Annotated in this window: 12 protein-coding genes; 4 read left to right on the top strand and 8 right to left on the bottom strand. The window is 35.4% G+C overall.

The window, feature by feature from the left end:
- Positions 1-20: 20 nt before the first annotated feature.
- Together QP953_RS15360 and QP953_RS15355 are read right to left on the bottom strand one after the other, a co-directional pair.
- A complete protein-coding gene (locus QP953_RS15360; protein ID WP_309551641.1) occupies positions 21-2,582 on the bottom strand; it encodes a T9SS-dependent choice-of-anchor J family protein in 2,562 nt (853 codons plus the stop codon).
- Between the two features lie 388 nt (positions 2,583-2,970).
- On the bottom strand, positions 2,971-3,570 hold the full coding sequence (locus QP953_RS15355) for a TetR/AcrR family transcriptional regulator (protein WP_052593038.1): 600 nt from the start codon (positions 3,568-3,570) through the stop codon (positions 2,971-2,973).
- A 178-nt stretch (positions 3,571-3,748) separates the two neighbouring features.
- Between QP953_RS15355 and fsa the strand changes: the two genes are divergently transcribed.
- Entirely contained in the window at positions 3,749-4,405 is a 657-nt protein-coding gene (gene fsa / locus QP953_RS15350; RefSeq protein ID WP_052593036.1) for a fructose-6-phosphate aldolase, read from the top strand.
- 202 nt (positions 4,406-4,607) lie between these two features.
- Here fsa and QP953_RS15345 read toward each other — a convergent pair whose 3' ends face one another.
- The 5 genes from QP953_RS15345 to QP953_RS15325 all read right to left on the bottom strand — a co-directional run bounded on the left by QP953_RS15345 (position 4,608) and on the right by QP953_RS15325 (position 12,254).
- The gene (locus QP953_RS15345) at positions 4,608-6,023 is read right to left on the bottom strand and encodes an aldehyde dehydrogenase (protein WP_052593032.1); all 1,416 of its coding nucleotides are present in this window, start codon (positions 6,021-6,023) and stop codon (positions 4,608-4,610) included.
- A gap of 181 nt (positions 6,024-6,204) precedes the next feature.
- Positions 6,205-7,050 carry a DUF1571 domain-containing protein gene (locus QP953_RS15340; protein ID WP_052593030.1) on the bottom strand — a complete coding sequence of 282 codons (846 nt, stop codon included), beginning with the start codon at positions 7,048-7,050 and terminating at the stop codon, positions 6,205-6,207.
- A gap of 143 nt (positions 7,051-7,193) precedes the next feature.
- Positions 7,194-8,651 carry a T9SS type A sorting domain-containing protein gene (locus tag QP953_RS15335; protein WP_052593028.1) on the bottom strand — a complete coding sequence of 486 codons (1,458 nt, stop codon included), beginning with the start codon at positions 8,649-8,651 and terminating at the stop codon, positions 7,194-7,196.
- Between the two features lie 679 nt (positions 8,652-9,330).
- Entirely contained in the window at positions 9,331-11,064 is a 1,734-nt protein-coding gene (locus QP953_RS15330) for a T9SS type A sorting domain-containing protein (protein WP_309551639.1), read from the bottom strand.
- A 158-nt stretch (positions 11,065-11,222) separates the two neighbouring features.
- Complete coding sequence (locus tag QP953_RS15325) at positions 11,223-12,254, bottom strand: T9SS type A sorting domain-containing protein (RefSeq protein WP_309551637.1); 1,032 nt, start codon at positions 12,252-12,254, stop codon at positions 11,223-11,225.
- 531 nt (positions 12,255-12,785) lie between these two features.
- Between QP953_RS15325 and QP953_RS15320 the strand changes: the two genes are divergently transcribed.
- Together QP953_RS15320 and QP953_RS15315 are read left to right on the top strand one after the other, a co-directional pair.
- Positions 12,786-15,368 (top strand): TonB-dependent receptor, encoded by a 2,583-nt coding sequence (locus tag QP953_RS15320; protein ID WP_309551635.1) that lies wholly within the window; start codon positions 12,786-12,788, stop codon positions 15,366-15,368.
- A gap of 433 nt (positions 15,369-15,801) precedes the next feature.
- Positions 15,802-16,791 carry a DUF6089 family protein gene (locus QP953_RS15315; protein ID WP_309551634.1) on the top strand — a complete coding sequence of 330 codons (990 nt, stop codon included), beginning with the start codon at positions 15,802-15,804 and terminating at the stop codon, positions 16,789-16,791.
- Positions 16,792-16,914: 123 nt separating this feature from the next.
- Here QP953_RS15315 and QP953_RS15310 read toward each other — a convergent pair whose 3' ends face one another.
- Positions 16,915-17,619, bottom strand: a complete 705-nt coding sequence (locus QP953_RS15310) for a head GIN domain-containing protein (protein WP_309551633.1) — start codon at positions 17,617-17,619, stop codon at positions 16,915-16,917.
- 254 nt (positions 17,620-17,873) lie between these two features.
- On the opposite strand from QP953_RS15310, the gene QP953_RS15305 reads away from it, so the two are divergent.
- Positions 17,874-18,968 (top strand): methyltransferase, encoded by a 1,095-nt coding sequence (locus QP953_RS15305; protein WP_309551632.1) that lies wholly within the window; start codon positions 17,874-17,876, stop codon positions 18,966-18,968.
- Positions 18,969-19,198: the final 230 nt, after the last annotated feature.

The following is a 19,198-nucleotide window of genomic DNA, read 5'->3' as shown; positions in this document are numbered from 1 at the left end:
TGATATCTGTTATTTATTAGTTATTTTTTATTTACAACCAATCGTTCCGTGATTGACTGCTCACCAATAACAAACTGTACCATGTAAACACCTGTTGTCAAGTCTTTTGTACTCAGCTCAATGCGTCTTGACACTACAGTACCCAATTGTTTCTCTAAAACCGTTTGTCCCATTGTATTCATAACACGAATAGTAACATCAGAGCTTTTTTCTAGGTCTAAGTCAACAAATACATTAGCATTTGCTGGATTAGGATACATACTCAAATTATTCAAATTAGCAATACCTTCAACCCCAACAATAGTTACTGTAACAGTAGTATCACTAGTACAACCATTCGCATCTGTTACCGTTACGCCATATGTTGTGTTATTTGTCAAACCAGTAGCGGTAGCCGTAGTTTGGTTGTTAGCAGCAGCATCCCATTGGTAAGTATACCCACCTACGCCACCTGTAGCAGAAGCCGTAGCAGTACCATCACCATTATCTAAAATAAATGCAACAAGCAGCATTGGTTCTGTTATAGTTCCTCCTGCAACGTCTGTACAACCATTCGCATCTGTAATTGTACCAGAATAAGTACCTGCTGACAATCCTAATAAGTCCGATGTAGTGGCACTATTACTCCATGCATAAATATATGGACTTGTTCCACCTGATACTGAAGTTGTAATAGATCCATCGTTACCACCATTACAAGATACATTTACAGGTGTTCCTATACTCGCAACAAGTACTCCTGGTTCTGTAACAACAACCGTATCAATTGTCAAACAACTCAAAGCATCTGTCGTTGTTACCATGTACATTCCAGCTGACAAACCTGTTGCTGTTGCTGTCGTTTGATTATTGGCATTAGCATCCCATTGGTAAGTATATACTCCTGTACCTCCCGTTGCTGTTACCGTTGCTTCTCCATCAGACAAACCATTACAGCTTATATCCGCTCCATTGTAGTTAGAAGTAACAGAAGCAGATCCAACTGGAGCATTAGGGTTAGAAATAACAACACTACTTGTCGCAGAAATACCGTTGGCATCTGTATAAGTAAACATGTACGTACCAGCTGCTAAACCTGTTGCTGTTGCTGTTGTTTGGTTGCCTGCGTTGGCATCCCACAAGAAAGTATAAGGCGCTGCACCACCAGATGGCACAGAGGTAGCTGTTCCGTCTGTTCCTCCACAACTAGCATCTGTGGTTGTATTTGTTGTTGTCAATTGAACCGTTACACATGGGTTGGCGACAACAATATCATCAATTTCCAAAATAAATTTATCTGAAGAATTGTTACGGAAAGCTACATAAATATCTTGTCCTGCGAATGCTGTCAAACTTACAGTGCGTGAAACAAAAGAAGTATCTTCCGCAGCAATATTAAATACCATTGTACCTCCTGTCGTAAAGTCGCTAATAACAGGGCTCGCTCCTGCTATTGTTGAAGTCACCCATACTTCATAACCATCTGCAAAACTAGGATCTCTTGCTACTGCCTCCCATGACAAATTAGCCCCAGAAACAACACCAGATATTTGTGGCGTAATTAACCAATCATCACTTGTACCTGCAGGATCTAACCAAGAAGTTACGGCAGCAACAGAATCTACTATCGCCCCTGTTTCGGTGCTACCAGAAAGTGTCCATTGATCAAAAGTGGCTACATTAGCATTAGCATTTCCATCATTATCAATAATTGTCAATCCACTTGGCATTACACCTCCTGTACCTTCAAAATCTTCAGAATATATAACAACCCCATCGCTAGCAATAACGACACTGCTCGTATCTGATGCACCATTTGCATCTGTGTAAGTAAACATATAAGTACCTGCCGCTAAACCCGTTGCCGTTGCCGTTGTTTGATTATTGGCATTTGCGTCCCATAAAAAAGAATAAGGCGCTATACCTCCTGAAGGGTTAGAAGTGGCCGTACCATCAGAACCATTACAGCTCGCATTCGTAGTCGTATTCGTTGTACTTAATGTAACAGTAGCATTGTTCTCAATAACAATATCATCAATTTCTAAGATAAACTTATCAAAAGAATTATTGCGAAAACCTACATAGATACTCTGCCCTGCAAAAGAAGATAAACTTATCATATGCGATACAAAAGATGTATCTTCTGCTGCAATGTTAAATACCATTGTACCACCTGTCGTAAAATCGCTAATAACAGGGCTTGCTCCTGCTATTGTTGAAGTTACCCATACTTCATAACCATCTGCAAAATTAGGATCTCTTGCCACTGCTTCCCAAGCCAAACTAGTTGCCGAAGTAATCCCAGATACTTGTGGTGTAATTAACCAATCATCACTTGCACCCGCTGGATCCAACCAAGAAGTTACAGCAGCAACAGAATCTACTACTGCTCCTGTTTCAGTACTGCCAGAAAGTGTCCATTGATCAAAAGTGGCTACATTAGCGTTAGCATTTCCATCATTGTCAATGATTGTCAATCCACTTGGCATTACACCTCCCGTTCCTTCAAAATCTTCGGAGTACAGGACTTGTGCTTGCGAGGATTGAGAAAAAATAGTCATTGAACATATTGCCCAAATAACAAATTGTTGTATTTTATTCATATTGTCTGTTTAATTTAAAATACCAATGACATAGTTTCTTGTAGAGTTCTTTAGAAGGAAGATCCAAAGAGTATTACAAGACACCTAAATTGATACTTTTGTACGTTTAAAATGAGGTTTTTACTTAAAAATAAATCTCAAAATAGTTTTTTTTCGTGTAAAAATCAAGCATTAAACAGACATTAATATATAAAACAGGGTTCTTAAAAAGCACTTTTTATCCTATAAGAACTAAAAAACGCCAAAAACAAGTTTATTAGCCCTTAAGGCTTTTGGTAAAAAAAATCAACAATGTACGTTTCAATCAACAAGTAAATATGTTTTGCCCTTTTCGATTGTACTTCTTTATAAATTAATACATGGCTAGACCATCCTATTAACTATTTTCTCAAATAGCAACGCCGTCTAAAAGCAAATTGGCTATTTGTTTCTTCAACAACTCTGGCTGAATACTTCGAGTTGGTTTGTACCAATAGTGCAACCAACGCACCGAAGTTAATATTGTATATAAAGCTATGTTTGAATTGATATTTTTTAATTCACCAGCTTCAATCCCTTTAATTATTATTTGTTGAAAACGATTTTCATAATCTTTTCGAAGTGTTAAAAAAGTCTTTAAGTTAGAGTCTTTCCCTTCATTTGCCAAATGCTTCCACTCATCATTAAAAACCGTTACAGAAGTAGGATTTTTAACAGCTATATCAACGTGCAAAGCAATCAACGCTTTTATTTTTTCTATTGTAGTGATGGGTTGACATTCAATCTCATTCATCCCTTCAACGAACAACTTAGCATTGTCAAAACAGATCTTTTGTAGCAACTCTTCTTTGGAACCAATATGGCTGTACAAACTAGAGACTTTTAAATCTACTCGCTCGGCTAAATCTCTCATGGATGCAGCTTTGTAGCCTTTTTCTCTAAATAATTGTGCGGCTGCCTCATAAATTGCCTCCTTTTTACGCTTCTTTGGTTTGCTCTTTTCGATCATGCTGTATAGAATAAATAATTGTTAGGCTACAAACTTAACGAAAATTAGGGTGAATAATAAAAAACCATTAGTTTTGGGGCATAAAAACAATCGTTCAAAAATAAACTGTCTGTAGTGGTTTAAATCAAACTCAAACAGATTACAATACTTTTCATACTACTTACAAAAACAAATCAAAATGAAATTTTTTGTTGATACTGCCAACTTAGCGCAAATTCAAGAAGCACATGACTTAGGTATTTTAGATGGTGTTACAACCAATCCATCTCTGATGGCAAAAGAAGGTATTAGTGGTCAAGAAGCTGTATTAGAGCATTACAAAAAAATCTGCGAAATTGTAGATGGAGATGTTAGTGCAGAAGTTATTGCAACCGACTTTGAAGGTATTGTAAAGGAAGGAGAAGCTTTGGCTGCATTACATCCTAATATTGTTGTTAAAGTTCCAATGATTAAAGATGGAATCAAGGCCATCAAGCATTTTTCTAGCAAAGGTATCCGTACCAACTGTACACTTGTTTTCTCTGCTGGACAAGCTATTTTAGCAGCTAAAGCAGGCGCAACTTACCTGTCTCCTTTTATTGGACGTGTGGATGACATTTCTTGGGATGGTATGGACTTAATCGACCAAGTGGTGCATATTTATAACTTTTATGGATTCAAAACAGAAGTTTTAGCTGCTTCTATTCGTAATCCTCTACATATTGTAAAATGTGCAGAGATTGGAGCGGATGTTGTTACTTGTCCATTAAGTGCTATTTTAGCATTATTGAACCATCCTTTGACAGATATTGGTTTGGCTAAATTCTTAGCAGATCACAAAAAGGTAAATGGCTAATCAACCTCTCATTTACATTGAAGCCCTTGAAGAAAGTATCTTCAGGGGCTTTTTTATTATAAATCTAACGGTTCATTCATCGTTCATTATGACACTTCATAAAAAAATCGCAAACTTCCCCGATTTTAAAACAATACTAAGGGAAATTTGCGATCTAAAAGATCCGTTTTTAACCTTTGTGTTGAGCTAAGTACGTTTCTATTTATAATGCCCAATCCATAATCTTTTTAATCCATTTCAAACTTAATTTATAAGGCGCATAGCGAATCGGTTCTTCTATTAAGAAAGAGCGATGCAACACGGCTTTTTGATGCGAAAATAGGTCAAACGAATGTTGCCCATGGTATGCTCCTATTCCACTATCTCCAACTCCTCCAAATGGCAAATGCCCATTTGCAATATGCATCAACGTATCGTTAATAGTTACTCCCCCAGCAGAAGTTTCTTCTAAAATTCGATCAATTTTTTTATCATTTTTAGAAAAAATGTACAATGCTAATGGTTTAGATTTATCATTAACAAAATCAATCGCTTCTCGTAGATTGCCATATTCAATTATTGGCAATATAGGTCCAAAAATTTCATCTTGCATCACCCCAGTTTCTAATCCTACGTTTTCCATCAAGGTAGGGGCTATATACTTATCCGCTCGATCTGTTTGACCTCCCTCGATAACGTCGCCATCATTAAGATAGCTACTCAAGCGATCAAAGTGGTTTTCATTAATAATTCGACCTAAGGCTTCACTCTCTTGAGGATTTTCACCAAAAAACTCATGGATGTAAAACTTCATTTTTGCAATGAGAGCATCCTTAATTTTATGATCTACCAACAAATAATCTGGTGCAATACAGGTCTGCCCCATATTAATGAACTTCCCCCAAACAATTCTTTTGGCAGTATAATCTAAATGAATATCGGTATCTACTATACAAGGGCTTTTTCCTCCCAATTCTAAAGCAACAGGAGTCAAATGCTTTGCAGCTGCTTGATAAACAATTTTACCAACATTAGTACTTCCTGTAAAGAAGATAAAATCAAATTTTTGCTCTAGCAACAACTGTGTTTCAGGGACAGCCCCCTCTATCATTTTAATATATTGTGCATCGAACGTTGAGTTAATCAATTTTGTTAACAAACGAGATGTATGCATGGCATATTCCGAAGGCTTTAAAATTGCTGTATTACCAGCTACAATAGCCCCTACTAAAGGAGCTAATAGCAACTGAACAGGATAATTCCATGGAGCTATTATCAAGACATTGCCATACGGGTCTGCTTTTGTATAGCTACTTGCTATATAATGGAATGGTGGTGTTTTCACCTTTCTTGGTTTAGCCCAAGATTTCATTTTTTTTATAGCCTCATTGATATCTACCAAAACAAATCCGATCTCAGTAGCATAAGCCTCAAACTCGTGTTTTCTTAAATCCTTGTGTAAAGCATCTATGATTGCAGTTTCATTATCTACAATCATTTTCTTTAACTTTTCTAATTGCTCCTTTCTAAACGTTAAATCTTTGGTAGCATTACTAGCAAAAAAATCTCGTTGAGCTTGCAAGATAGTTTGCACTTTTGCAGCTGTTAAATTAGTATTGGTTTCTGTTGTTGTATCCATGATATTGTAATTGATTGATTGTTGATCTTCTTAAATTTGTTGCCTTTGGTGAAAACAACAAGTTCAAAACAGTTTTTCAGCTATTTATTAAACCCTAAAAAAAAGAAATGGTTCTCACAAAAAAGCATTTGTAAGAACCATTAAGATAATATATCTAACTTAGATTAACAAATTGTCCTTCTTAAAAACCGTAGCTAGAACAATCTGTTGTAAATTCGTTGCTGGCAAATTTAGGGTAAGCCGTTATATTTTTATATTCGTATTTTTCAAATAAACCTTTCTCATCATACAACATTTGCACAATCGGCATGTAAGTTTTTTTGTCGATATAAACAATTACCTTTTTTGCATAATTACTCGGTACACTTAAAGTCGTCCCTTTTTTTATTGTTTTAGCATAAGATATCTTGTTTCTCTCTTTGATCAAAAAATCAGAAGCAACAATTCTTCTAGAAAGCTGCATTAGATTTTGATCTCTGTCGGTAGTGTAGGAAATATACTTAAATTCTGTTGGCGGATAAATATACAATTTGTAACAGGTTTTACCATCATAAGTAACCTCTCCTTTGTAAGCATACAAAGCACTTCTAGACTTGCCTGCTTTTCTAGCTGTTGACTCAAATCCATCCAATAGTATATTAACAAATCCCATTCCTGCATCATCAACCGTGTGGTGATTCTCTGCGACCACTTTGGAATCATAAATACTCAAACTCACATTAATCCAAGGAAAACCATTCGGATTGATGTACCCCTTGTTATTATTCCAACCATCAACATACAATAGTTCAACCCCTTTATCCAAATCTTTCATGTATACTTTTCGTGGGCTTTCTTGTATATGAAATTTCATTTTCTTGTAGACATACTTATCTCCAAATCGTTCTTTGGAATGTAATACAAAAGATGATTTATTCATTTTTTTTATAGCAGCACGCATTTTATCAATAATCTCTACAGGATCTTGCGCTACTGCTGAGCCAAGAAAACAAAAAGAGAGCAAAAAGGCAGTTAAGTGTACTTTCATTGGTTGATTAAATATATTGTTTAAACATTTGGTTGATTAAAAAAAAGGCGAAAAACAAACCATCCTAAAAACCTAATCTAGAATGGTTTATTAATTTTATATTTGCAAATACGATACCAATTTCATGGCATCTAGCTTCGTGTTTATTTTTGAAGAACTATCTTTCTAGAAACGACATCACTTCCTACACGCAATTGTAATATATAAACCCCATTAGCTTGTCGGCTCAAATCAATTGGTTGATTAAAAGTTCCTGTAAAGTTTTTCATTTGCTGTGCATAGACCGTTTTTCCTAGTACATCACTAACAACTAAATCTACATCTTTGTTCACTCCATTCAACTGAAACTGAACATTAACAGCCTCTGATGTAGGGTTCGGATAAACTGTCAAAGAACGATCAACCTGCTTGATTTGATCAACGCTTACATTACAATATTGCACCATTACGCTATCCACGTAATTAATTGTATCAATATAATGAGATATGGTTACTTCTATTGTCATTGAACCAGTCGTCAAGGTATGTGTACCTGCTCCAAGAAAAGCGCCTAAGGTAACCGGACCGCTTCCACAAGGATCATCATTATCTAATGGTCCCAAAGCACTGTCATCATCCCAAATTTCCAAACTGTAGGTTTGTCCATTTGCCAATTCAATTGGGCCAGGAAATACCATTGTATCTCTTGGGTATTCATTGTTCTGAGTATTTCCAATTAGAGCAAAGTTAGGGTCTGTATTAACAGTATCACCATTACCTATCATGATGATATACATATCTGGTGCTCCTGAAATAACCAAGGGAGGAAAGCCAACATCATCGTTACAACTATTTCCAGGATCTGAAGCAACAACAATAGATTCTAACAAATAAGGAAATGTATCAATGATAACTTGTTGTGTAATTGCTACAGTAGTATCTCTTGTGATGTTAAAATCATACCATACTGTATCTGGATTCTCCAAAGTAGATGTCATTCCATTTCCAAAGTCCCATGAATAAGAAAACCCAGGGTTCCCATTACTAGGCACTAAGTTATTAATGACTGCTCCAAAAGGAGCACAACCTGCTGCTGTATCTAGTGTAAAAGAAGCGTTTGTATCAGGAAACACGATAAATTCTAATGGAATTGGAGGCGAAGGCACAACAAAGCCAGCGATTCGAATTCCCAAGTTTACATTAACAATAAATGTTCCTGCCGCACCTGGTGTACCACAAAGCGTAATACATCCATCTCTAGTTTGAGGAGGCGCTTCATCATAAACCATTGGAGTTGGGCGATCTCCTACCCATGCCAAACCTGGAGGTAGTCCCGTTACACTAAGGATTGTGAAATCATCAATATTCACACCAAGAGGCACGTTTGTACCAGGAGGAGCCACAGCCGCTAAAGGATCTGTTGTATAAGGCAAACGATAACTCATTGACTCCTCGTAGTAAGCATTTTTATATGCCGCAGGCAATGAATCAACTAAAATTGTATCCGCTGGAATTCCCGCAGGTAAAACAATGGTACAATTTGGACATTGTGCGTTTGCTTCATTCAGCCATCCCAAACACAATAATGACAACAAAGTCAAAAACAAGTTGTTGTTCTTCATTCTTTTGTTTTTTTTTGATAAACGATTGATTAAACCTGTTTTATATTGTTAATTCAGATTTAATTTTTTAAGTATATTTTTTGGTAAGCAAACGAACAGTCAAAAGCATAGAAAAATTGTTTTTTGTACCAATCAAAGAAAAAAACCAACGCCACAATGAGTTAAAACGTTTTTTTTCGATGAGGAGCAATCAAAAAGAATTTCTATTTAAGTTACTATTTTTCTGAACGATTACTGATAAGCACCAACGTAAAAATAAGTTTTTTTTTATTTTTTTACAATCCTTTTAACTATTTGGTCAATTAATCTAGTAATCAGTTGCTTAAGCACTTCGACAAAAGATCTGCCAAATTCATTTCGAATTCTTTGATTATGGCAAGAATAATATCGTACCACTGTCTAAATCTTATTAAAAACTTACTTTTATATACTTTGAATATCATAAAAACCTTAAATTGTTATCTACAAAGTTAGTTACTCACTATCATAGTGAATTAAACTTGCTTCCAAACTTTTTAAGCTACACCATATAAGATGAATATATTTTTCTCTTCCCCTACAAACCATTTGCAATTATAACACTTATTCTAATTTTTACTACCTTATCTATATACCTAAAAGGCTACTAGAAAACAGTTTCCTAGCAGCCTACTCTGATTTTCTTTTATAAAAATTGTAATTACTCAACAATCACCTTAAGTAATTGATTATTTCGTCCGTCTGTCAACTCTACATAGTACATTCCTGACGCAAGATTATGAACTGGAATTGTGGTGTTAAAATCACCCGAAACATTCCCTAATACTTGGCTGTGTACACGTTGTCCCAAAGCATCAAATAGATTAATCGTCAAATCAACTACTTCTTTGGTTGTAAAATAAACATTTAATGCATCAGTATTGGCTGGATTTGGGTATAACATAAACAAAGAGACTTCACTCAACTTTTCCACTACCAAAGGATTATCAACAACATAAGCATATTGCTTTTCCAAGTGAATACCATAAGGAATAAAATTATTACTACCCGTTCCTCCACAATCAGGAGAAATATAGGTTCCATTATTGTTTAGTAACTCAAAAGTAGCTACTAATGAATTCAAAGAAATTTGAGTATTATTCAGTTCTTCAAAAATAGGCAGCAATTCTTCCATATTGTTAAGATCTCCTGCACCTGAAATTCCTAGATTAGCAATGCTATCACAAAAACCTGCTAGATAAGGTTTGTTTGAAGCTGTTGCCAAAAGTGAAAATAAATCACAACAAGGTTGCCCATTTTGCATTCCATTTAAAATAGAATCGACTAGCGTCTGCCAAACACTTAAGTCATAACCAATTGCAGTTATATCAAATGTATCTCCCACTACAAGTGTTACTCCATGACGTGTTTTATCCATGGGCATAAAAATACCATCTTCATCTGCTCCTATAACAACATCTCCACCACCTTGGGTCGTATCTGGTTGCCCTAATGCATCTAATGCTGCCTCATTTCTTTTTGTGATTAAATACTCTACTGTTGGCAAATCTGGCGAAGCATTAACAGCTAGAACTGGGCTAGGTGTATTCTCATTGGTTGCAATAAGTGTTCCGTGTAATCCTGGATTTAGTTCAGGGGCAACGGTTGCACTAGAACAACAGGTATTAGCAAGCACTGTCGTTGTTGCATGATACGTATATCGTTCTCCACCATTCAAGCCATAAGGAACAAAGTCATTACTCGCTGTTCCACCACATTCAGGAGAAATATAGGTTCCATTTCCATTAATTAAGTCAAACACATAAACGATGGCTTCTACAGAAAATTGATCTTCAACAAAAGGACTAAAAACAGTCAATACATCTTCAAAGCTAGTTACATCTGCACCTGAGTAAATTCCTGCATTATTCAATGTATCACAGAAACCTGCTAAAGCTGGCTCACTCAGAACGATAGCCATAAGACTAAACATATTGCAACAAGGTTGCCCATTACCATTACTACCATTTAGTAATGAATCGGTCAATTCTTGGATCAAAGCCAAATCATAGCCGATTGCCATTACATCAAACATATCTCCAGCAGCTAGTGCAATATTGTAACGAGTTTGATTGGCGGGTATAAAAACACCATCCACGTCTGTCCCAATAATAACATCACCACCACCGCCAATGGAACTTGGCTGCCCTTGACTGTCTAAAGCTGCTACTCCTTTCTTCGTAATAATATATTCTACATTTGGTAAATCTGGCGAAGCATTAACAGTCAATGTTGGCGTAACTGTCATTTGGTTCAAATCGATGGAAGTACCTGATGTTGTTGTATTAATTTCAGGTGCTACCGTTGAGATGGAGCAACACTTGTTTTGTGCGATTGCAAAAGTACTCAGGTTTAGGAAAAGTACGAAGGTCTGCAAAAGGTTAATCGTTTTCATATTTTTTTGTTTTAAGATAAAAAAACTACAAACCATGAAAGCATGATTTGTAGTTTTATAATTTATATAATAAACGAACATAATAACAAGCTACTTAAATAGCGAGTTTTTAATGTTAAATTTTTATATCTAGTGCCTTTAAAGCTGTAATAAGTTTTTTACTCTACAACAACTTTAAGTAATTGATTGCTATGACCATCTGTTAATTCAACATAGTACATTCCTGCTGCTAGGTTTTGAACTGGAATTGTTGTATTAAAATCTCCAGAAACATTCCCCAATACTTGGCTGTGTACGCGTTGCCCTAAAGCATCAAATAGGTTGATTGTTAAATCAACTTCTTTCTTAGTTGTGAAGTAAATATTTACAGCATCTTTGTTAGCTGGGTTTGGATATAACATAAACAAAGAAACATCACTCAACTCTTGAACGGCAATCGTTCCTTCTCTGTCATAACCATATTTAGCATTTCTATTGATACCATAAGACAAGAAGTTGTTCGCTCCTGTCCCTCCACAATCTTGAGAAATTTGAGTACCATTGCTATTAATTAAGCCTAATGTAGATACTAAAGTACCTATAGAAGTTTGTCCTTTAGCAAATACATCAAAAATAACTAATACTTCATTCATCCCGTGAATTTGAGTTGAATTGTAAATACCTGCGTTATTAACACTGTCACAGAAACCTGCAATTGCTGGTTCGTTCAAAACAATAGCCATTACACCAAACAAACCACAACAAGGACCTGACCCAGGAGAGTAACCGTTTAATAAAGAATCTGCCAACTCTTTGATTCTTGGCAAATCGTATCCAACAGCTGTCAAATCAAAGGTATCTCCAGGATGCAACGTAACTCCATAACGTCCCATATTATCTGGCATAAAAATACCGTCAGTATCTGCTCCAATAATCACATCACCACCTCCTCCAGTAGTATCTGGGGCACCTGTATCGTCCAAAGCTGGTGTGTTTCTTTTGGTAATGATGTATTCTACAGTAGGTAAGTCTGAAGAAGCATTGGTAGTCAGCGTAGGTGCTGGAGTATTTACATTACCACCAATTTGGCTAGTCGTGTAAAAACCAGTTGTAATTTCAGGAGCAGTAGTTGATGGGGTACAGCAAGTTTGGGCATTAACAGCAGAAACTGTCATCAAACAAGCTGCGAATAATGTAGCTAATTTTTTCATAAAGAAAACTTTAATTTTTTTTTAATAAATAGGTTCGATTTTAGAGATTCTGTCCTCAATCCCAACAAAAATAGTGGTTTATTTGAGAGTTTAAGCATTCTTTAACACTTTTTTTTAACCTTTTGTTTAAAAGCAATCCGCCAACGTTGAGCTTAGAGAAATCGTTATTTTCACCAATATGGAAAAATATTCGAATTAAACTTAAAAATCTTTTTTGTACTCTATAAAGGTTCCATTAACTTCAAAAAATAACAAAAAAAACAAACTCTAAACAACTCGCTTTCAAAACACAGTATATCATTTTTTTTATTTCTTATTGAGTAAACTGCCCCTCTTTTTGTAGCCTTTGTTTCTTCATTTTGGGCTTTCTTTTAAGTAGGATATTTAATTTTTAGCTTGCGAAAAACAAATATTGTACTATTTTTACTTGATTTTAAAGTCAAAAAATTCACGTTTCGCTCCGAAAAAACCAATATTGTATTGACTACGAAACGTACTATTTTTTAATTAATTCAATTATAAAAAAGACTTATGAAAAGACAACTATACTGGCTGCTGAGCATAGTCCTAATAATGATGAGTTCTGCTGTTTTAGGACAAGGAACCATCAAGGGAATTTTGATAGATTCGGTCGAAAATGAACCTATGCTAGGAGCTGAAATTCGCATCAATGATAAAGAGGGCAATTTTGTAACTGGAGGTTCTTCTGATGTTATAGAAGGAGCTTATCAAATATCTGTTCCTGCAGGTACTTACGATTTGACCTGTAGCTATATGGGATATGCTACGTATCAAAAAGAAATCACCATCAAAGATGGTCAGACATTGGAACTAAACATCAATATGACCGAAGAGGTCAATGTATTGAAAGTCGTCACCAAAACTGCCTCTAGATTTGAAACCTCTGTTGGTAAATCATCGATTTCTATTGATGTCGTAAAACCTGATTTGGTAGATAATACAAACGCCACAAAAGTAGATGAAGTCGTAGACAAAGTCCCTGGAGTGTCTGTTGTAGATGGGCAAGCCAATATTCGAGGTGGATCTGGTTTTTCTTATGGTGCAGGAAGTCGTGTTTTGTTGTTAGTTGATGACCTTCCCTTGCTAACAGGAGATGCCGGACAACCCAACTGGCGTGATATTCCAGTTGAAAACATTTCTCAGATTGAAGTTGTTAAAGGAGCTGCTTCTGCCTTGTATGGTTCCTCTGCTTTGAATGGAATTATTAATATCCGTACCGCCTACGCCAAAAACAAACCATTTACCAAAGTTTCGGTATTTCAAACGTCTTTTTTAGATCCTGCTCGTGCTGAAACGGCTTGGTGGAACAGAGATTCCATAGAAGTTTGGGATGCTGGCAGCAATGATCCAAACGATCCTGACACCATTAGCCCTCAACTTTTATCTGGTCGCAATGGTTATAGAAAGCCAATTGAATTGGGTGTGCAATTTGCTCATAGACGCAAATTTGGAAAGTATGACTTAACTTTAGGTGGGAATTATTTTTATCAAGATTCTTATCGTGCAGGATCTTACGAACGAAAGTTTCGTATCAATGCCAATAACAGATATCGTTTTAGCACTAAAGTTAATGCGGGGATCAACTTGAATTTTAACTATGGTCAATCTTCTAGCTTTTTCTTATGGAATAATACTGGAAAATACTTAGCAGGTTTTGCAGGTTCTAATGACGCGGGGCATATTTACGAGCCTTTGGCAGGAAGTATTACGGAATCTACTATTCTGCGATTTAACGTTGATCCATTTTTGACGGCTTATGACAACAAAGACGGTCGCCATAGATTGCAAACTCGTTATTACTATGTCAACAACCAAAATGGTCAAGATCAATCTAACTTATCGCATTTGGCTTATGGGGAGTATCAATATCAACGAAAATTTAAAGTAGAATCTTCTTTCTTTGGGGATTTTAAATTGGTAGCTGGGGCTGTTGGTACTTATACTTTCTCTCGTTCCCAACTATTTGGGAATGCTGATTACAATATTTATAATGCAGGCGCTTACATTCAAGGAGAGCAAGGCTTGATTAAAGGTGAGAATTCAGATAATACCAAACTGAATATCACATTTGGAGTACGTTGGGAAGTATTCAATATCGAAAGCCCTGACTCTATTCAAGTAGATGCTAGAAATGATCAGCTGGTTAAAAATCCAGAGCCAAATTCTATTGATAGCACTGGCGTTCCTAGACCTCGTTTTCGCATAGGTTTAAATTATGAGTTAACTCCCTTTACTTTTCTTAGAGCATCTTGGGGCGAAGGTTATCGTTACCCAACAATTGCAGAGCGATACATTACGACCCAAGTTGGTAGTGGCTCTAACCGTTTAACTATCTTAGCCAATCCTCAATTGCGCCCTGAATCAGGTTGGTCTGCTGAAATTGGAATTAAACAAGGGTTTAAAATTGGCAATTGGAAAGGTTTTGTCGATTTATCAGGATTCTGGACAGAGTATCAAGATATGATGGAATTCACTTTTGGTGGTGGTGATCCTACTGCAACTAGTGCTAGTAATATTTTCTTTCAATCCATCAATGTGGACGATACAAGAATTAGAGGTTTTGAGCTCAGTCTGATGGGAACAGGTAATGTTGGTCCTGTTAGCTTTAATGTATTGGCGGGATATACCTTTATTGCCCCTGAATTCCAAAACTGGGATACGGATACAGTAATCCAAACTCTTTCTACTTCTAATTACAACGTTCTAAAATATCGCAATGTCCACAATGTAAAATTTGATATTGAAGCCTTTTTCTTAAAAGACAAAGCTTTATCAGTTGGTTTTACAATGAACTACAACAGTAGAATGGAAAATATTGACAAGGCATTTGAAGATATTATTTATAATGTCCCTGGCAATGACGATATTTTTGGAATTGCTTATTATAGAGAGAATTTTAACAGTGGAGAGTTTTTGAATTTAGGTGCTCGAATAGGATACCGCTATGCGTTCAAAAACAAGGATGATAAAGAGGTTGCAGCCGTCAAACTTTCTTTGGTAGGCAAAAATCTACTCAATCAAGAATACATGATTCGCCCTGCATTGGTAGATGCACCAGCCAATATTACAGTACGTCTAGACGTCGAATTTTAAATTTAACTACAATAAGTAATTGCATTCTCAAAATAGTCGATAAAATACATTTTTTATTATATATTTTTTAAATCACTTGCTTTATACTGAAAAACACCTTTTGCAAAAAGACAAAAGGTGTTTTTTTTATCCTCTATATTTATAAAAAGACTTTTGTTTGCTTAAGTCCATTTTGTTCATTATTTTTGCCTCTATTAACATTCAGCTTTATCATTACAAAGCTATCATCTCCTATATTTTATATATTAACATTAAACTATAACTAATAATACAAATAGGTAGTGTTATTCACGAATAATTTACAGAAAAAATTCTTTTCTTAAAAGTTATTTCAAAACTGCGTTACCCTACCTTACCTATTTATTCCCCTTATAGAATTTGAGATAGACAGATTAAGACTCGTTTATTCAATCTATAAAAATTCACATATTCAATGAGACTCAAGTTCTTTATCTGTTTTCTTTTTTTGTTGGGCTGTATCTCTAGCTATTCTCAAGATTACGAGTACAAAGAGAGGAAAAAGAAACGGATGCACTACATTCCTCGATACCCCATCGAGCTTGGTTTTCACATTGGTACAAGTCAATTCCTTGGAGATTTGGGAGGGACAGAAGCCATTGGGCAATCTTTTATCATTGATACTGATTTGCCTAGTATTCGTCCTGCTGTTGGCTTTTTTGGGCGTTATAATATGGGAGGACATTTTTCATTTCGACTGGAAATGTCTTATCTTAATTTAAGTGGAAACGATAAATTTGCTGGCAAAGGATTTTCAGCAACGACACACAGCGATAAAGACGGTTGGTTTAGATTTTATCGAAATCTGCATTTTCAAACACACGTATTTGAATTGACGAATAGTTGCCAATTCATTCCCTACAATTTCAAACTAACGGGTAGTCGATATACTAAAACCAAGCAAAATACACTTTCTCCCTATATTGTCCTTGGAGCAGGCTTTTTGGTCTTTAATCCTCAAGCTGAATACAATGGAGACTGGGTTGATTTGCGCCCTTTATCTACAGAAGGACAAGGCTTGGTTGAGGGGCGTCCTACCTACAGCTTGGTTCAATTTATTATTCCTGTGGGATTTGGTGTGCAATGGGAACACAATCACGATTGGATACTTTCTTTAGAAATCAATCATCGGTTTACCTTTACCGATTATATAGATGATGTTTCGACGGATTATGTAGCCCCTGCTGTTTTTGAGAAAAATTTTAATGCTGAAACAGCGCAACTAGCAACTTCATTAGCACGACGTTCAGTAGAACACGATCCCAATAATATCTATGGTTATATTACTGCACCCAATGCCCAAAGAGGCGACCCCAAAGACAATGATGCTTATTATACCATTAATATAAGACTTGCTTTCTACCTCAAAAAGAGCCGTTTCTTAGCTTTGGTAAAAGATTACTAATCATGGTAAATTGTGGTAAAACCAAAGCAAATAATGAAATATTTTTTTTGTTTTATTAATACTTCGTGGCTTTTAAGGGTTTCTAAAAGCCACGAAGTAAAGTTTTTACTTTTAAAGGTAAGCTTAATTGGCGTTGATCACGCTCCCACTTCCTGTTATTTCTGTATTGACTGTAGGTTGCCCTTTATAGCTCACATTACCACTTCCAGAAATATCTACGCTCAAACTATTATTAACCGTAACATCAATATTGCCAGAGCCTGAAACTTTTACATCGCTAACATCTACTGGCATTCCAAAGCCTGCATAATTACCAGAACCAGATATTTTAATATAAGAAGAAGCTGCTACACCACTAACACTTACGTCTCCAGATCCCGAAATATCTGTAATCAATTTGTTTTGCCCCAAATCTAGATTTCCTGTACTAATATTTCCACTGCCAGACACATTTAAAGACAAGTCTCCTAAACCAGAAAAATCATTCACCCAAATATTTCCACTCCCTTTTACCTCTACAAACTCTACAGTAGGAATTGTAATATTAGCAACAATGTCCATATTATTATAAATGCCTGGTTTCATCTTAACAATCAAAGTTGTACCATCAACATAAACTTCTGCTCTATCCAAAAGATGTTCACTTCCTGTCAATTCAACTTTTTGGGTAGCTCCAGAATAAATATTTGCATCACAAGCGCACTGTATTGAGACCTTGTTTATTGTCGACAAACTGTAACCATTAGTGATCGTAGGGCTAGTTTTGTCACACGATGAAAATGCAACTATTAATAAGGCAAAAATGGATAAATTGAATACGGTTTTCATGACTGTAATTTAATTAAAAAATTGGATAATAATTGGTATTTTGTTGCACCAATACGTAATATACCTAAGTATATTGTCATTAGAATTCGTGCAGCTATTCACCGTTATAAAATAAATTTGAATTTCAAAAATTAAGGTATCTATTAGATGGGCAAAAGTAATCGTTTTTTTTATAGAAACTTTTAAAAAAAGGTTAAATCTTCCGCTTCAAAATAGTACATTCGCAAAAAAATAGTTAAACATATCTTTCTCTTGTGGACTTCCAATATCAACAAAAACATTACACCGTCGAGCGTTATCCTTTAACAAAGAAAGGAAATTTACAAGCTTGGAATGCTGCTGACGAGCACTTGCTACAACACTTGGAAAACATTACCTTGGAACAAAAAGAATTGGCCATCCTAAATGATCGTTTTGGTTTTCTTAGTTGTTTGACTCATGCTTATGCTCCCTCAACAATACAAACCAACCACTCGCACGAAAAAGCACTGCGCCAGAATTTACTTTACAACCAAATAAAAGATGCCAATGTTTCTTCTTATACGGTATTTAACATACCAATTCAATCATTCGATGTTGGGCTTTTAAAAATTCCAAAATCATTAGAGCTTTTTCGTCTATATCTACAAGTATTATCCTCTAAATGGAAACAAAATGCCGTCCTATTTTGTGGTTTTATGACCCGACACTTTAGCCCACAGATTTTAACCATAGCTACAACATTTTTTGAGGATGTACAGCAAAGTCGAGCTTGGAAAAAATCAAGGGTTCTTATTTTAAAATCTCCAAGAAAGTTTGAGGATAGAACTATTTTGCACCAAATTCCTTTTCAAGGTCGAACTTATCAGCAGTATTTTGGTGTTTTTTCAGCCAAGCACATTGATTATGCTAGCCAATTCTTAATTGCCAACTTGGATATTGATTTAAATGAAAAAGTCGTCTTAGATTTAGCTTCTGGCAATGGGATACTTGCCGCTACGGTTCGACAAAATAATGCCAACTGTACGTTGCATTTACTAGACGATTCTCATTTAGCAATTGCCTCTTCTAAATTAAACCTAAGCTCTGATAATACTTTTTTTCATTGCAATAATGACTTATCTATTTTTGAGGAGAATTATTTTGATTGTGTCCTCTCTAATCCTCCATTTCATTTTGAATATGAAGTAAGTATAGAGACTAGCGTACAACTTTTCAAAGAGGTTTATAATTGTTTGAAGCCTAATGGTCGTTTTATAATAGTTGCCAACAAACACTTAAACTACAAGACGCATCTTCAGCGATTGCTATTTAAAGTAACTGTTGTCAATGAAAATGAGAAGTTTGTTATTTATGAATGTCGCAAATAATCCCATTTGTAAAATTTATAGCCCGTGCTATTAGCTATATAATACTAGAAATTCACGTTTATTGATTCTAGTAATGCATTCAAACAAAAAATATACTTTTATTATAAACAGATATAATAATAAAAAAATAAAGTATTAATTATTGATAGTGATTATTATTAATTATTTTTGGAATCACCTTTAGTTAGTTAAAATTTGATTTTGAACTACCCCCTCCCTAGTCAAAATAA

The organism is Aureispira sp. CCB-E (assembly GCF_031326345.1).
Lineage (GTDB): Bacteria > Bacteroidota > Bacteroidia > Chitinophagales > Saprospiraceae > Aureispira.
This window is presented reverse-complemented; position numbering and strand designations above follow the sequence as displayed.

Excerpts from the sequence above, each read along its gene's own strand:
- QP953_RS15360 (WP_309551641.1), bottom strand. The coding sequence starts at position 2,582 with ATGAATAAAATACAACAATTTGTTATTTGGGCAATATGTTCAATGACT.
- QP953_RS15355 (WP_052593038.1), bottom strand. The coding sequence starts at position 3,570 with ATGATCGAAAAGAGCAAACCAAAGAAGCGTAAAAAGGAGGCAATTTAT.
- fsa (WP_052593036.1), top strand. The coding sequence starts at position 3,749 with ATGAAATTTTTTGTTGATACTGCCAACTTAGCGCAAATTCAAGAAGCA.
- QP953_RS15345 (WP_052593032.1), bottom strand. The coding sequence starts at position 6,023 with ATGGATACAACAACAGAAACCAATACTAATTTAACAGCTGCAAAAGTG.
- QP953_RS15340 (WP_052593030.1), bottom strand. The coding sequence starts at position 7,050 with ATGAAAGTACACTTAACTGCCTTTTTGCTCTCTTTTTGTTTTCTTGGC.
- QP953_RS15335 (WP_052593028.1), bottom strand. The coding sequence starts at position 8,651 with ATGAAGAACAACAACTTGTTTTTGACTTTGTTGTCATTATTGTGTTTG.
- QP953_RS15330 (WP_309551639.1), bottom strand. The coding sequence starts at position 11,064 with ATGAAAACGATTAACCTTTTGCAGACCTTCGTACTTTTCCTAAACCTG.
- QP953_RS15325 (WP_309551637.1), bottom strand. The coding sequence starts at position 12,254 with ATGAAAAAATTAGCTACATTATTCGCAGCTTGTTTGATGACAGTTTCT.
- QP953_RS15320 (WP_309551635.1), top strand. The coding sequence starts at position 12,786 with ATGAAAAGACAACTATACTGGCTGCTGAGCATAGTCCTAATAATGATG.
- QP953_RS15315 (WP_309551634.1), top strand. The coding sequence starts at position 15,802 with ATGAGACTCAAGTTCTTTATCTGTTTTCTTTTTTTGTTGGGCTGTATC.
- QP953_RS15310 (WP_309551633.1), bottom strand. The coding sequence starts at position 17,619 with ATGAAAACCGTATTCAATTTATCCATTTTTGCCTTATTAATAGTTGCA.